This is a genomic window from Ochrobactrum sp. MYb379 (assembly GCF_037479515.1).
In the GTDB taxonomy this organism is placed as follows: Bacteria; Pseudomonadota; Alphaproteobacteria; order Rhizobiales; family Rhizobiaceae; genus Brucella.
On sequence record NZ_JBBGYW010000001.1, the window covers coordinates 281,134 to 296,598 of the forward strand.

Sequence of the window (15,465 nt, forward strand, 5' to 3'; positions counted from 1 at the left end):
CGCACAAGCGAAATGGACAAGTGAAGGCGCTCACAAAAGCGCTAGACTTCATTTCTAGCTCATTCTTCCGGCCCGAAATACTTCACTTTCAAGGCATGCAAGGTCTCATTCTCCTGAAGGCTGATGATCGCCACTGAAGCTGGTTTTACGAGATCGCTGTGTCTTGGAAAAGCAAAGCCATATTTGTCGGGGCTGAACGTGTTACCAACCATTTCGACGGGTTCATCCGGATTTTTATGAGCGTAATATTCCAGGACCGGACTGTCGCCAACTATCGCTGAAATCTCATCATTTGTGAGCGCAGAAACGGCCTCTGGCAGGTGGTCAAAGGTGACGGTGGAAATGGATCGGGATGTAAGCAGCTGTTGCGCAATGCTACCGGTACGCACACCAACAGTTTTGTTTTGCAGATCTGCCAAATTATTGATTTTGTTGTTGATATGCGTAACTGTCATGACGCTTGTGACCGATGACGTGACATAGGCTACCACGGCAATACCGAAAACCAGCCAGAACGCCTGCCATATTCGACCCGCCCAACCGAACAGGTTTTTGCGCGAACTTTTCCCCGACGTTGCAAGTGAAACGACATGATAAAAGCTCTCGGAGAGTCCCTCTACCCAACGGCGTGGGAAGTGCTCGTCGAACCGTCTATCAAAAAGAGTGAGAGCGATCGTGGCGATCAAAATAACAATGCCAATCCATGCATATGTTGCAAGGTGTCCGGCATTCTCAAGCCCACCGATGAGGTCATCCCATCCATTTCCGGCCTCGGTATGAATCAAGATACGTAACCCGGCATCGAACCAGGGATGCGTAAAATCCACGACTTCTGCACGGCTTTCCGTGATCGTGAGATTGGTTACTGCCGCATCAACCTGATTTTCAGAAACGGCTTTCACAAGTTCATTGTAATTTGGATATTCGACAAATTGCGAAACCAATCCAAGGCGCGTGCCGATGTCGCGCCAGAGATCGACAGCCATGCCGTTATAGGTGTCACCCTCTTTGATGACGAAAGGTTCGCTGACATAGACGCCAACTTTGACCTGTCGCAGTGGTGCATCCTGTGCATTCGCTGGGATCAGTGACAAAGTCAGGACAAAAAGCGCAATGAGAGCTTTCAGAAAAAAGCTGAATTGATTTCTGATAAAGTTACAAAATTGCACTGACCTAAGCCATTTTCCATTGCCGATGGCCGCAAGTATAAATGTTTCGTGCGGTGAGGGAAGCCGATAATCCGCTAAGATTGCCCGCAAATTATAGATTAATATCCAGTAATATCTAATAAAAACCCATCGCAGCCAATGTGGACTGCGATGGGTTTCAGTTTCACTGAGTTCAGAGCGAAATCAGATCGCTGCAAAGCCTTTTTCCAGATCCGCAATCAGGTCTGGCACATCTTCAAGGCCAATCTGCAAGCGAATAACAGGACCCGGATAATCGCCCTTAGCGACGGTGCGGTCTTTCAGCCCAACTTCATTTGCGAGGCTCTCATATCCGCCCCATGAATAGCCAAGGCCGAAAATTTCAAGCGAATTCAAAAAAGCATGTGCTTGGCTTCGCGAACCAGTCTTCAAAACAAAAGCGAAGACACCTGATGAGCCTTTGAAATCACGTTTCCAGAGCTCATGACCGGGATGGCTTTCGAGGGCAGGGTGCAAAACGCGGTCAACTGCTGGATGGCTTTCGAGCCAATGGGCAACTTCGAGCGCACTTTTGCGATGATGTTCGAGACGAACGCCCATCGTGCGCAGACCGCGCAAGATTTGATAGGCATCGTCAGGGGCCGCACAAAGACCGAGCGTGCCGTGGGTCTCAAGCAGCTGTGGCCAGCATTTTTCATTGGCGGAAATCGTCCCGAACAGAATGTCTGCATGACCGGAAGGGTATTTTGTGGAAGCATGAATGCTGATGTCGACGCCAAAATCCAACGGCTTAAAGTAAAGCGGCGTCGCCCATGTGTTGTCCAGCATGACAATAGCGCCAGCCTGATGTGCGGCTGCGACAATGGCTGGAATATCCTGAATTTCGAACGTGTTGGAGGCAGGCGATTCGGTGAACACCACTTTGGTGTTGGGGCGCATGAGTGCTTCTATACCCGCACCGATTTCGGGATCGTAATATTCGACTTCAATCCCCATGCGCTTGAGGATGGTATCGGCAAAATGACGGGTCGGATTGTAGATCGAATCGACAAACAGCGCGTGATCGCCAGGCGATAAAAAGCCGAGCAGCGGAACTGTGACAGCTGCAAGACCGGATGGTACACAAACAGTTCCTGCTGAGCCTTCCAGTGCATCGATAGCTTTGCACAATGCTTCGCTGGTCGGCGTTCCACGCGTACCATAGGTATATTTTTGATTGCCAGTTGCCATCGTCTGGGCATCCGGGAAAAGCACTGTGGAAGCGCGCACAACGGGTGGATTGATAAAGCCGTGATAATCGCGTGGATTATAGCCATCGCGTGTCAAACGCGTGTTTATGCCCAGCTTTTCTGTCTTGTCCTGTTTGTTAGTCACGAAATTGCCTCCAGGCCATGTTGCATGCTGATCCATCAAATCTCTTTCGGAGATTTCTGCAAGTTTGCTGATCAAATTTGCAAAAACAGGTTTCGTGTCCGCTTTGATGGATGATCCTATTTAGTTGGATAAGGCCCGCATGTTGCGGATGCAATATGCAGCTTTGTAACAGTGATAATGTAAACCAGAGGAAGTGTAATCCCGGTATGCCCGATTTGAATGAGCGTAAGGCCGTAAACACGATTTTCTATCCGGCCCGCGCGGCATTAGAACTGATAAAGGCGCTCGTAAAACCTGCCTATCCCGGAGCGCCATCGAGCTGGACAATGGAAATGACAGCGATTGTCGTTTTGATGCCTTTTGTACTTCTGGTGCTTCATATTTGGGATGCACAGATCATTCGGTCGGCAATGAACAGCGATTTCTTTCTTATGGAGATTCTTCGAACCATTACCGATTTGATTCGCACACTCGTATGGCTCGGTGTGGCGATTATCGTCTGGTTAGGGACTGTTTTTCTGCTTTCCCCATCCATGCGTCTTGTCGCACATGAGACGCTCGTTCGTTTTCATAGCTGGGCAACGCTGGTTCTGGCCTCAATCGTTGTTGGAAGCTTTCCAACAGAAATCGGCAAACTGGTCATTGGACGTGCACGTCCGTTGCTGCTGAATGACTTAGGTTCTGCGTATTTCGCGCCTTTTCGCGGTGAACATTCCTATGAAAGCTTCCCTTCGGGGCACTCAATGATGGCGGGTATCATGCTCGTATCGCTATGGATTTTCTTGCCAAGATGGCGATTTCTAACGGTTCCCGTTTGCCTGCTTTTTGTTATCAGCAGGCTCGCAGCAGGCGCACATTATCCGACCGATGTCGTTGCCGGACTGGCAATTGGCTTCATCGCGACATGGTGGGTTGCTCGCTTTATGGCGACGCGAAATATTATTTTTTCGCTAGAAGATGATAAGTTGATGCCGTGCATCTGAAATAGCTAAAATTATGATTCCTGACCTAAATGATATAGAGTCATTATATCGATAATGCATTGATATATATGTATATTTTACAGAAGATAATTTTATGGATAATGCTGTTCATCTCATTGAATAGCATTACCCGAAAATTGGGAAATCATGTAAAAACGCGCGTGTTAGAACTGGTTATTTTTGTCGTTCAGACTTTTTCCTCAACGTTAATCGCTTGACCAAAGCCAAAATTTCGCCTTCGATAGGGCTGTGAAGGCGACAGGCATCGCTGACCTATAAAATATAGAAAGCCGATAACGGCTTCGGGTGAGCGGCAGTCTGCGTAATGCATAGGTTGGGGGAGGAGCTAAGCTCTTATTTTTTCAACTTATTGCTAAAAATAAAGCAACAGAGGCGCTCGGAATATTTTCTGGCGATCTCAGGGAACATAAAAAAGGTTGCAGGCCAGATGAAAAATACAGTTTTGACAGGGGTATTGGGTGTGGCGGCGTTGCTCGGCGCAGCTTCAGGGGCATCTGCTGATAAGCTGAGCGATATTAAGGGCAAGGGCTTCCTGCAGTGCGGTGTTAATACCGGCTTGCTCGGATTTGCTGCCCCAAACGACAAAGGTGATTGGTCGGGTTTCGATGTCGACTATTGCCGTGCAATTGCTTCTGCGATTTTTGGTGATCCCACCAAGGTAAAGTTTACGCCGTTAAATGCGAAGGAACGTTTCACAGCGCTGCAATCAGGCGAAGTGGATGTCCTGGTTCGTAATACAACGGCAACGATCAGTCGCGATACATCGCTGGGCCTCGATTTCCCCGGCATCAATTATTACGACGGCCAAGGCTTCATGATTAATTCAAAGAAGCTTTCTGGCATCAATTCAGCGCTTCAGCTATCCGGCGCGTCGATCTGCGTTCAGGCAGGCACAACAACTGAATTGAATATGGCCGATTATTTCCGCGCCAATAAGATGGAATATAATCCGGTCGTTTTCGAAAAGGTTGAAGAAGCAAACTCTGCCTATGACTCTGGCCGTTGCGATGCTTACACGACTGATCAGTCGGGCCTTTATTCAATTCGTTTGACACTGGCAAATCCTGACGATCATGTCGTTCTACCAGAAATCATTTCAAAAGAGCCACTCGGACCAGCTGTTCTTCAGGGCGATTCGAAGTGGGCTGATGTCGTCCGCTGGACCCATTATGCGCTGTTGAATGCCGAAGAATTTGGCATCACGCAAGCGAACGTCGAAGAGATGAAGAATTCCGATAATCCGGAAATCAAGCGTCTGCTCGGATCAGAAGCTGATACCAAGATCGGCACCGACCTTGGCCTCAACAATGATTGGGTTGTCAATATCGTTAAGGGCGTGGGCAACTACGGCGAAATGTTCGAGCGTAACCTTGGTGCCGGTAGCCCGCTTAAGATCGCGCGTGGCTTGAATGCTGAGTGGAACAAGGGCGGCCTACAATACGGTATGCCGATCCGTTAAAACAGCGCTTAGTCGCACGACATTTGGCGGGGGCAGAAATGCACCCGCCGGATTTGTCGGCTCTGGGATTGGTCACTGATCTTTTGCATTATCGGAAACGACTAGGTGCTCAAGTCATGCCAATAGCTTTTATCGGATAATTTAATAAGCGCTCTGTATCGGACGGTCAGAGCCGCAATCTTCGGCAATCTCTGCGACGGCTCTGAAATGGTCTTCCGATTGGGGCGGGATCGTTAGCTATTTTCAAAGCGAATACAGTGGCCGAGAGAAAACAGGGAACATATGGCTTCCTATTCTGCAACTGACAAACGCCGAAGCGACAGGGGCACATCACTCCTTTATGACCCGCGGGTACGCGGCATTTTTTATCAGGTCGTGGTGTTCGTAGTCGTTATCGGTTCTATTTATTGGATCGTTGGAAACACGATCACTAATCTTCAACGTGCCAATATTGCTTCCGGTTTTGGCTTTCTAACCGGACGGGCAGGCTTTGATATTAGCCAGACGCTCATTCCTTACAACAGCGATTCGACCTATGGCCGTGCTATTCTCGTTGGCCTTCTCAACACGCTTTATGTGGCGGGTTTGGGTGTAATTCTGGCGTCAGTTATTGGTTTTCTGGTTGGCATTGGAAGACTGTCTCGTAATTGGCTGATCCGCAAAATTTGCACCGTCTATGTCGAAGTTTTCCGTAATATTCCGCCGCTGCTTGTTATCTTTTTTTGGTATTTCGGCGTTCTTTCGGTCTTGCCGCAGGCGCGTGAAAGCCTTTCTTTGCCGCTTGGGACCTATCTCAACAATCGCGGTTTTTTCATGCCGGCACCTATTTGGGGTGAGGGGGCTTGGTTGCTGCCTGTCGCTTTGCTTCTCGGTATCATCGCATCATTTTTCGTGGCGCGCTGGGCTAAGCGTAGGCAAATGGCGACAGGCCAGCCGTTCCATACGGTGCGCGTTTCTGCTGCCTTGATCATTGGTTTGCCGATCCTGGCACTGATCGTGACAGGATTTCCTATCTCGTTTGATCTGCCAAAGCTCGGAACGTTCAATCTGACGGGCGGTGCGCAGGTGAAGCCAGAATTTCTGGCGCTCTTGCTGGCTTTGTCTTTCTATACCGCATCATTCATTGCGGAAACCGTTCGTGCAGGCGTTTTGGGCGTAAACAAAGGCCAGACCGAAGCGGCTTATGCTGTTGGTTTACGACCCGGCCAGACGATGCGCCTGATTGTCGTGCCACAGGCTTTGCGCATCATTATTCCACCGCTTTCGAGCCAGTATCTCAATCTGATCAAAAACTCATCGCTCGCAATTGCAATCGGGTATCCTGATCTTGTTGCTGTTGGTGGCACAATCCTCAACCAGACAGGCCAAGCTGTTGAAGTCGTTGCTATCTGGATGGTGATCTATCTCAGCATCAGCTTGATCGTTTCCGGTCTGATGAACTGGTTTAATGCGAAAATGGCATTGGTGGAGAGATGAGCATGGAAAATACAAATCTCCAATATGTCCGAACGCAAATGGTCGAGGGGGAAACCCCACCTCGTTCAGTGCAGGGCTTTTCGCATTGGCTGCGTGTTAATCTTTTTGCCACGCCTACAGATGCGGCACTGACGATTTTTGGTCTGGCGATTGTTGCGTGGTTTTTGCCGCCGATGGTCCAGTGGCTGTTTATTAATGCTGCGTGGACAGGAACAGACCGCACGGCATGTCTGACGGTCATTCAGGGTGGTGTTCAACCTGAAGGCTGGTCAGGTGCTTGCTGGGCATTTGTGAATGCGAAATATCAGCAGTTCATTTATGGGCGCTATCCGTTTGAAGAGCGTTGGCGCGTTGATTTGACGGCCGCATTGTTCGTCATTTTGCTCGTTCCGTTGCTGATCCCGAAAATCCCGCACAAGGTCATCAACGCCATTCTGTTCTTCTTCGCGTTTCCGATTATCGCCTATTTCTTGCTGGTCGGCGGTTCTTTTGGCCTGCGTTATGTTGAAACGTCGCTTTGGGGTGGCCTTCTTGTAACGCTGGTCTTGTCGTTTGTCGGCATCGCAGTTTCTCTGCCTCTGGGTATTGTTCTCGCCTTGGGACGGCGATCAAAACTGCCTGTGATCAAGACGATGTCGATCATCTTCATCGAAACGGTGCGTGGCGTTCCATTGGTCACGGTCTTGTTCATGGCCAGTGTTATGCTGCCACTTTTTCTCCCGCCGGGCGTCACTTTCGACAAATTGATGCGCGCACTGATCGGTGTGGCATTGTTCGCATCAGCTTATATGGCTGAAGTTGTTCGTGGTGGCTTGCAAGCTATTCCACGGGGTCAATACGAGGGTGCGGACGCACTCGGGCTCGGCTATTGGCAGAAGACCAACCTCATTATCCTGCCACAAGCGTTGAAGCTGGTGATACCAGGCATCGTGAACACATTTATTGGTCTGTTTAAAGACACCAGCCTTGTTTACATCATCGGAATGTTTGATCTGCTCGGCATTGTCCGGCAGAACTTTTCCGATGCAAACTGGGCTTCTCCACAGACACCTGCAACTGGATTGGTCTTTGCGGGCTTCGTTTTCTGGATTTTCTGTTTCGCCATGTCGCGATACTCTATATTCATGGAACGACGGCTCGACACGGGTCATAAACGATAAGAATAAAGGGAATAATTCAAATGAGTGCACAAAGCGCCCTCCCGCAATCTGAACTTGGTGTCGACATCGACCGTACAAAACTGGAAGTCTCGAAGACCGAAGTGGCGATCGAGATCAAGAATATGCACAAGTGGTATGGTGAGTTTCATGTGCTGCGTGACATCAACCTGAAGGTCATGCGTGGCGAACGCATCGTTGTGGCCGGACCATCCGGGTCAGGCAAATCAACCATGATCCGTTGCGTCAACCGTCTGGAAGAGCACCAGAAGGGCCAGATCATTGTCGACGGCATCGAACTCACCAACGATCTCAAAAAGATCGATGAAGTGCGTCGTGAAGTCGGCATGGTGTTCCAGCACTTCAACTTGTTCCCGCATCTGACCATTCTGGAAAACTGCACACTGGCACCGATCTGGGTGCGTAAAATGCCAAAGAAGCAGGCTGAAGAAGTGGCTATGCACTATCTGAAGCGCGTGAAAATCCCTGAGCAGGCCAATAAATATCCGGGCCAGCTTTCAGGTGGCCAGCAGCAGCGTGTGGCAATTGCGCGTGCGCTCTGCATGAGTCCGAAAGTCATGCTGTTTGATGAGCCGACATCGGCGCTTGATCCGGAAATGGTCAAGGAAGTGCTTGATACGATGGTAAGCCTTGCTGATGAAGGCATGACTATGATCTGCGTGACGCACGAAATGGGCTTTGCCCGTCAGGTCGCCAACCGCGTGATCTTCATGGATCAGGGGCAGATCGTTGAGCAGAACTCACCGGCTGAGTTCTTCGATAATCCGCAGCACGAGCGCACGAAGCTCTTCTTGAGCCAAATTCTGCACTAACTAATCTGATCGTTTCATCAAAAACACCCGCCGCGAACAACGGCGGGTATTTTTTTCATTCGTCGTGCGGACCTTCGCAAAACTGAATGCGGTTTCCGAATGGATCAATAACCGCCATCACGCGTCCCCAAGGCTGATCTTCAATACCAGGCCGCATGTAGGGATAGCCACGTGAATTCACTTCCTTCTGAAACGCATCCACGCCCTGCATGCGCACAAAAATATTGGCGCCGGGGCTACCATCTCCGTGATGCTCGCTCAAATGCAAGGTAAGACCTCCGCGTGAGACCTGCATGTAGAGCGGCATCCCTGCCGCAAAGCGATGTTCCCAGTCGAGCGTAAAGCCGAGAAACCCGACATAGAAATCCTTGGCCTTTTCAATATCGAAAATCCTGAAGATTGGGCAGGTTTGTTCAAACTGGATTGTCATTCGGGATCTCCCTCGTGATATTGTAAGCGTTATGCATCCTTTGGGGAGCATCTCAGTTATATACTATGTCATTCAATACAGTAGGGAGGAACTGTTATGGCCAAAATGATTTTTGTGAATTTGCCCGTCAAAGATGTCGCTCGTTCGACAGGTTTTTACGAGTCGATTGGAGCAACAAAAAATCCAATGTTTTCGGATGAAACTGCATCTTGCATGGTGTTCTCTGATACCATTCACGTCATGGTTTTAAGCCATGAGAAGTTCAGCCAATTTACGCCCAAAAAAATTGCAGATGCCCATACGTCTAGTGAAATACTAATTTGTCTTTCTGCGGACAGCAAGGCGGAAGTGGATGATACGGTTGATAAAGCTGCCAAGGCAGGTGGACTGGCCGATCCTGCTCAAAAGCAAGATTATGGGTTTATGTATGGCCGCAGCTTCGAGGATATTGATGGTCACATTTGGGAAATAATGTGGATGGATATGGAAGCAGCTGCCAAAGCTATGGGCTGACCAAACGGGGGCAGGACATAAGGGAGGAGAAAACCATGTCTGGTCTAACTGTTTGCCTCTGGTTCGATAAGCAGGCTGAAGAAGCCGCCAACTATTATGTGTCGATATTCCGTGATCTGGGAAGACCTGCGTCGCTTGACGGTTTGATCCGCTTTAAACATAGCCATCAGCCGGACGGTACGGATGTTGTGGCAGCAAACTTCACGCTCGATGGACAAGCTATGTGCGCGCTGAATGGCGGGCCGGACTTTAAGTTCAATCCCGCAACATCTCTTGTACTCAAATGCAAGGATCAGGCTGAGCTAGATGCATTCTGGGAACGGCTACTAGAAGGCGGTGCGCCTATGGAATGTAGCTGGTTGACCGATAAATATGGCTTCGCATGGCAGATTGTGCCTGAATTCATGCTTGATATTCTGCAAAATGGCTCGCCAGAAGTAAGACAGCGTGTAGCAAATGCTATGATGACAATGGTCAAGCTCGACATAGCAACGCTTGAAGCAGCCCGTGATGCTGATGAGTGACGTTAGTGCGAGTTAAGCGCTGAGACGGCATCATAGCCATAAAGCCAGTCCAGATCTTTTAGGAAACTATCTGGGCTGCGCATGGCGAAAAGCATATTGCGACCAAGCGCGAAAACACCCGTTGCATGATAGGCAAAGCGGTTCATCTGACCGCGTTTGGCGACTGCTGCAATCCGCTCTTTCCGAACAGAATCAAACCGCTTCAAGGCTGATTTTTGATCCTCGCTATCCAATGCTTCTGCGAGCGCTGCAGCATCTTCAATTGCCATGGCAGCACCTTGGGCTGCAAAGGGGGTGACAGCATGAGAGGCGTCGCCAAGAAAAATCACTCTGTCGGGGCCAACAAATTGTGCGTCGTGCATTTCAAACAGCGGCCAGTAGGTCCATTCACCTGCAACGTTCAGAACATCGCGTACTGGCGCGCTCCAGTCTTGATAGATGGATTGCAGCCGCGAACTGTCGCCAGTCTTCGACCAAATCTCACCCGGATTTTCACCCGTTGTAATGGCTACAAAGTTGAAGAACTCGCCGCCTTTGACTGGATAGGCAATGAAGTGCGCTTTCTTACCGAGCCACGCAGAAACTGATTTTTGCTCCGGAATGGCTGATGTGAAGCTCGCAGGCAGGTCATCGACTGCAACTGTCGTGCGCCATGCGATGTGTCCGCTGAAACGCGCTTTGTCATAGCCACCTTTGCTGCGCTGCATCGACCACACACCATCACACGCAATCAGATATTCTGCCTGAATGGTTTCTTCACTGGTGCCACGTCTGACAACCGCTGTGATTCCGCTGCTGTCAGCCGTGTGGCTGAGAATTTCCGAACCGAGATTGATCTCGATATTCGGATTATCGTTGCAGGCATTGAGCAGAGCGGATTGCAAATCGGCACGATGACAAACCACATAGGGGTGGTGCCAACGCTTTAGCGCCTTGTCGCCGAGTTGCATCGCAAGCAAAGGACGAGCATTGCGCCCATCCATGAGATAAAGCGCCTCTGGTATAACAGCTTGTGACGATAATCGATCTGCAACGCCGAGGCGTTCAAGATGGCGCATTGCATTGGGAGCAAGCTGCAAGCCTGCACCGACTTCTGACAAGGCTTGCGCTTTTTCAAAAAGCTGAACAGACCATCCGCGTGCTGCACACTCAAGTGCAGCACTTAAACCGGCAACACCGGCCCCTGCAATTACTATGCGTCTTGTATCCAGTCTGCTCATATTATCAGCGGCAGGATTGCCGCTCGTTATATTCAGGCAGCTTTATCGGCAGGCGCATCATAGACGCAGCCAGCAGGCAAGGTCTCGTCAGCATGAAGCTGCGGGTTGTAGCGATAGAGCGTCGAGCAATAAGGGCAGACAACTTCGCTTTCGTGTCCCATGTCGAGGAAGACGTGCGGGTGATCGAAAGGCGGGTTCGCGCCGACGCACATGAATTCCTTTACGCCGATTTCGATGGAGTTGTGTCCAGCGTCGTTCTGGAAGTGCGGGATGATGTGATCGGACATGATATGCTCCGGAGCTTGTGGATCGCGGTACCCAATTCAGGATAGCTATTTTTCAAGCATTTACCGCGTACGGCTTGTTTCTGGAAGCGTTTTCATCAATTCTGGAGACAATTTAAGCAGTTTGCTATCAAACTGTCATATGACAGCCATAGGCTTATGGTCGCGCCGGGATTTTCCGGTAAAAGCCGGGACAGGAAAAATGAACGAAAACAGCATTATGGCACCACATACGACTGATCTGACCATTCAGCCAGCCAATGATCTTTCCGCAGACAAGAATCTTGGAAAAGATCAGAATGCTCACGAAGCTTTGATTGACGATCGAATTTCTGAGCTGATGAAAAGCCCGGAACGTTTTGTTAATCGCGAGTTTTCGTGGTTGCAGTTCAACCGACGTGTTCTGGAAGAAGCTGGCAATGCGCGTCAGCCATTGCTTGAACGTCTGCGCTTTTTGTCTATCTCCGCAGGCAACCTTGATGAATTTTTCATGGTGCGTATTGCGGGTCTCGCTGCACAGGTTCGCGCAGGCGTTGCCATGCGCAGTGCTGATGGCCGCACGCCGCAGGAACAGCTCGATTTCGTTCTCGAAGAAGTCAGTCGCCTTCAGGAAGGCCAGCAGGAACGCCTCCGCACGCTGCGCGAGGAGCTTGAAAAAGAAAATATCGAGATTGTTCGTCCTGCGGCCTTGTCTAAGGCCGAAAAGGACTGGCTGGAAAACCACTTCCTCGAAACCATTTTCCCGGTTCTGACACCACTTTCCATCGATCCAGCCCATCCATTCCCGTTTATTCCAAATCTTGGTTTCTCGATGGCGCTGCAACTGGCACGTCGTCTTGATGGCCATCCAATGACGGCACTTTTGCGCATTCCGGTTGCCTTGAAGCGATTCATTCAGCTTCCAACCGAACTGCAAAATTCGTTCCGCTTCATTACCATTGAAGATGCCGTGAGCCTGTTTATTGGTCGTTTGTTCCCCGGCTACGAAGTGCGCGGTGCAGGCACGTTCCGCATCATTCGTGACAGCGATATTGAAGTGGAAGAAGAAGCCGAAGATCTGGTTCGTCTGTTTGAGACAGCTTTGAAGCGCCGCCGTCGCGGTCAGGTGATACGCATCGAGTTTGATGCTGAAATCCCAGAAGCTTTGCGCGTTTTCGTTGCAACGGAACTCGGCGTTTCGGAAAACCGTATCAGTGTTTTGGAAGGCCTTCTGGCGCTGAACATGATTTCGGAAGTTGTCTCGATTCCACGCGATGATCTGAAGTTCGTGTCTTACAATCCGCGATTCCCGGAGCGTATCCGCGAGCATGGTGGCGATTGCTTTGCAGCGATTCGCGAAAAGGACATCGTTGTTCACCATCCTTATGAATCATTTGACGTTGTGGTGCAGTTCCTGCGTCAGGCGGCGGCTGATCCTGATGTATTGGCGATCAAGCAGACGCTTTATCGTACCTCCAACGACAGCCCGATCGTTCGTGCGCTTGTCGATGCCGCAGAAGCTGGCAAGTCAGTAACCGCGCTGGTCGAGCTGAAGGCGCGTTTCGATGAAGAGGCCAATATTCGCTGGGCGCGCGATCTTGAACGCGCAGGCGTTCAGGTTGTGTTTGGTTTTCTTGAATTGAAAACCCATGCAAAAATGTCGCTGGTTGTGCGCCGCGAAGACCAGAAGCTGCGTACCTATGTGCATTTGGGAACGGGCAATTACCACCCGATCACAGCGCGTATTTATACCGACCTTTCGTTCTTCACGTCAGATGCGGATATTGCGCGCGATGTGGCACATATCTTCAATTTCATCACTGGCTATGCTCAACCAGCCGAGGAAATGAAGATTGCTATTTCGCCGCTGACGCTGCGCACGCGAATCCTCAAGCACATTGAAGATGAGATCAGCAATGCGAAGGCTGGTAAGCCTGCTGCCATCTGGATGAAGATGAATTCGCTGGTTGATCCACAGATTATTGATGCGCTTTATAAAGCCAGTCAGGCAGGCGTTGATGTGGAACTGATTGTGCGCGGTATTTGCTGTCTGCGCCCGGGTGTTCCTGGTCTTTCAGATAATATTCGCGCCAAGTCGATTGTGGGGCGTTTTCTCGAGCATAGCCGCGTTTTCTGCTTCGGAAACGGCTACGATCTGCCGTCTGACAAGGCAATTGTCTATATCGGTTCAGCTGACATGATGCCACGCAATCTTGATCGCCGTGTCGAGACTTTGGTGCCGGTGACCAATGCCACTGTGCATCAGCAAATTCTGTCGCAAATTATGTTTGCCAACATAATTGATAACCAACAGAGCTATCAGCTACTTGCGGATGGCACCTCTCGCCGGATAGAAAAAGCGGATGGAGAAGAAGCCTTCAACGCGCAGGAATATTTCATGACAAATCCAAGCTTGTCTGGTCGCGGAAAGTCACCGAAGTCATCTGCCCCACGCCTGACTGCACATCGCAGACGTGCACAGGCGGAAAGAAAAACGACTTCATGAGTCCAGCAATAGCACAAGGCCGATTGAAGGGCCTCAAGCCCGTCGCGGTTATCGATATTGGATCAAACTCGATCCGTGTCGTTGTTTATGAGGGCATTGTCCGGTCGCCGACAGTGCTCTTCAATGAAAAGCTTCTCTGCGGTCTTGGCAAAGGATTGGCCAAGACCGGAAAGCTCAATGAGAAATCCGTTGATATTGCTCTTCGCGCATTGAAGCGTTTTCGCGTTCTGGCTGAACAGGCGGGCGCGATTTCCATTCATGCGCTGGCAACAGCTGCTGCACGCGAAGCCAAGAATGGTCCTGATTTCATTTCTCAGGCTGAAGCCATTCTCGGAAGACATATTGAAGTTCTGTCCGGCAAAGAAGAAGCCTATTATTCGGCACTTGGAATCATTTCGGGCTTCTATAAGCCACAAGGCATCGCGGGTGATCTTGGCGGCGGTAGCCTTGAACTGGTCGATGTAAATGACCACGATGTCGGTGAGGGAATCACATTGCCTCTGGGTGGTCTGCGCTTGCAGGACATGTCCAACGAGCAATTGCCGGAAGCGGCCAGAATTACCCGTACCGAACTCCAGCGTGCGACGCTTCTTGAAGCGCATCAGGGACAGGTTTTCTACGCTGTCGGCGGTACATGGCGAAATCTCGCCAAGCTGCATATGACGGTGAAGCATTATCCGCTTCATGTCATGCATGGTTATGAGATGGACCCGGTGGAAGCAAAGAGCTTCCTCACGCGTGTTGCCAAAGGCAATATTGATACAATGCGTGGCATCGAGTCGGTCTCGAAGAACCGCCGTCAACTCCTCGCATATGGCGCAACGGTTCTGCTCGAAACCATCCGCCGTATGAAGCCTTCCAAGATCGTGTTTTCTGCACTTGGTGTGCGTGAAGGTTATCTTTATTCACTGCTGCCCAAGAATGAACAGCGGCTTGACCCGCTTTTGGCTTCGGCAGAAGAACTGGCAATCCTGCGTTCGCGTTCTCCGCGTCATGCGCGAGAACTGGCGACATGGACGACGCTTTCGCTGCCGGTGCTAGGGTTCGATGAAACCGAAGACGAGGGGCGTTATCGTCAGGCTGCGTGTCTGGTGGCTGACATTAGCTGGCGCGCACACCCTGATTATCGCGGATCGCAAGCACTCAATATTATCGCGCATGGATCTTTCGGTGGCATTGATCATCCGGGCCGTTCCTTCATGGCCTTGGCGAATTATTATCGCCATGAAGGGCTGGTTGAAGACGAGATTGCCCCGGAAATTCTGAAGCTGGCTACGCCGCGTTTGCGCGAACGTGCAAGGCTATTGGGCGCGTTGCTGCGGGTGGTGTATCTGCTTTCCGCTTCCATGCCGGGAGTTATTCCACGCCTTTATTGGCGCGAGGATGAGAATGGAATCGCGCTGGTTGTGCCGGGAGATATCGCAGATTTGATTTCGGATCGGCCTGAAGGCCGTTTGCAGCAGCTTTCAAAGCTTACAGGCAAGAACCTTTTCTTTGCCGTTGGTGACAGTGCGATTGAAGCAAACGACCATCATTAAAATTGAGTGGTCGACAAACC

The 15,465-nt window shown here is 50.4% G+C and carries 14 protein-coding genes; 9 read left to right on the top strand and 5 right to left on the bottom strand.

Annotation, left to right across the window (positions count from 1 at the left end):
* Positions 1 to 59 precede the first annotated feature (59 nt).
* Positions 60 to 1,094, bottom strand: a complete 1,035-nt coding sequence (locus WH356_RS01440) for a transporter substrate-binding domain-containing protein (protein WP_339508299.1) — start codon at positions 1,092 to 1,094, stop codon at positions 60 to 62.
* Positions 1,095 to 1,352: 258 nt separating this feature from the next.
* Complete coding sequence (locus WH356_RS01445; protein ID WP_421565270.1) at positions 1,353 to 2,558, bottom strand: cystathionine beta-lyase; 1,206 nt, start codon at positions 2,556 to 2,558, stop codon at positions 1,353 to 1,355.
* Between the two features lie 170 nt (positions 2,559 to 2,728).
* On the opposite strand from WH356_RS01445, the gene lpxE reads away from it, so the two are divergent.
* The 5 genes from lpxE (at position 2,729) to WH356_RS01470 (ending at position 8,451) form a co-directional block, all read left to right on the top strand.
* A complete protein-coding gene (lpxE, locus tag WH356_RS01450) occupies positions 2,729 to 3,505 on the top strand; it encodes a lipid A 1-phosphatase LpxE (protein WP_339508303.1) in 777 nt (258 codons plus the stop codon).
* Between the two features lie 448 nt (positions 3,506 to 3,953).
* A complete protein-coding gene (locus tag WH356_RS01455; protein ID WP_339508305.1) occupies positions 3,954 to 4,985 on the top strand; it encodes an amino acid ABC transporter substrate-binding protein in 1,032 nt (343 codons plus the stop codon).
* Between the two features lie 282 nt (positions 4,986 to 5,267).
* A complete protein-coding gene (locus WH356_RS01460) occupies positions 5,268 to 6,461 on the top strand; it encodes an amino acid ABC transporter permease (RefSeq protein ID WP_339508307.1) in 1,194 nt (397 codons plus the stop codon).
* 2 nt (positions 6,462 to 6,463) lie between these two features.
* A complete protein-coding gene (locus WH356_RS01465) occupies positions 6,464 to 7,621 on the top strand; it encodes an amino acid ABC transporter permease (RefSeq protein ID WP_339508309.1) in 1,158 nt (385 codons plus the stop codon).
* Between the two features lie 20 nt (positions 7,622 to 7,641).
* Positions 7,642 to 8,451, top strand: coding sequence for an amino acid ABC transporter ATP-binding protein (locus WH356_RS01470; protein ID WP_339508311.1), 810 nt, complete (start codon positions 7,642 to 7,644; stop codon positions 8,449 to 8,451).
* A 55-nt stretch (positions 8,452 to 8,506) separates the two neighbouring features.
* On the opposite strand, the gene WH356_RS01475 is transcribed toward WH356_RS01470, so the two are convergent.
* Positions 8,507 to 8,881 carry a glyoxalase superfamily protein gene (locus tag WH356_RS01475; protein WP_339508312.1) on the bottom strand — a complete coding sequence of 125 codons (375 nt, stop codon included), beginning with the start codon at positions 8,879 to 8,881 and terminating at the stop codon, positions 8,507 to 8,509.
* Positions 8,882 to 8,977: 96 nt separating this feature from the next.
* Here WH356_RS01475 and WH356_RS01480 point away from each other — a divergent pair, with 96 nt between their 5' ends.
* Entirely contained in the window at positions 8,978 to 9,394 is a 417-nt protein-coding gene (locus WH356_RS01480) for a VOC family protein (RefSeq protein ID WP_339508314.1), read from the top strand.
* Between the two features lie 35 nt (positions 9,395 to 9,429).
* Entirely contained in the window at positions 9,430 to 9,918 is a 489-nt protein-coding gene (locus WH356_RS01485; protein WP_339508316.1) for a VOC family protein, read from the top strand.
* Positions 9,919 to 9,920: 2 nt separating this feature from the next.
* Here WH356_RS01485 and WH356_RS01490 read toward each other — a convergent pair whose 3' ends face one another.
* Complete coding sequence (locus WH356_RS01490; protein WP_339508318.1) at positions 9,921 to 11,138, bottom strand: FAD-binding protein; 1,218 nt, start codon at positions 11,136 to 11,138, stop codon at positions 9,921 to 9,923.
* Between the two features lie 32 nt (positions 11,139 to 11,170).
* The gene (locus WH356_RS01495; RefSeq protein WP_187545513.1) at positions 11,171 to 11,425 is read right to left on the bottom strand and encodes a zinc-finger domain-containing protein; all 255 of its coding nucleotides are present in this window, start codon (positions 11,423 to 11,425) and stop codon (positions 11,171 to 11,173) included.
* A 199-nt stretch (positions 11,426 to 11,624) separates the two neighbouring features.
* Here WH356_RS01495 and WH356_RS01500 point away from each other — a divergent pair, with 199 nt between their 5' ends.
* Both WH356_RS01500 and ppx read left to right on the top strand, forming a co-directional pair.
* Complete coding sequence (locus WH356_RS01500; RefSeq protein WP_339508323.1) at positions 11,625 to 13,907, top strand: RNA degradosome polyphosphate kinase; 2,283 nt, start codon at positions 11,625 to 11,627, stop codon at positions 13,905 to 13,907.
* Positions 13,904 to 15,445: an exopolyphosphatase gene (ppx, locus tag WH356_RS01505; RefSeq protein ID WP_339508325.1), complete on the top strand. Its 1,542-nt coding sequence runs from the start codon at positions 13,904 to 13,906 to the stop codon at positions 15,443 to 15,445. Before WH356_RS01500 ends, ppx begins: the two co-directional genes overlap by 4 nt.
* The last annotated feature ends 20 nt before the right edge of the window (positions 15,446 to 15,465 follow it).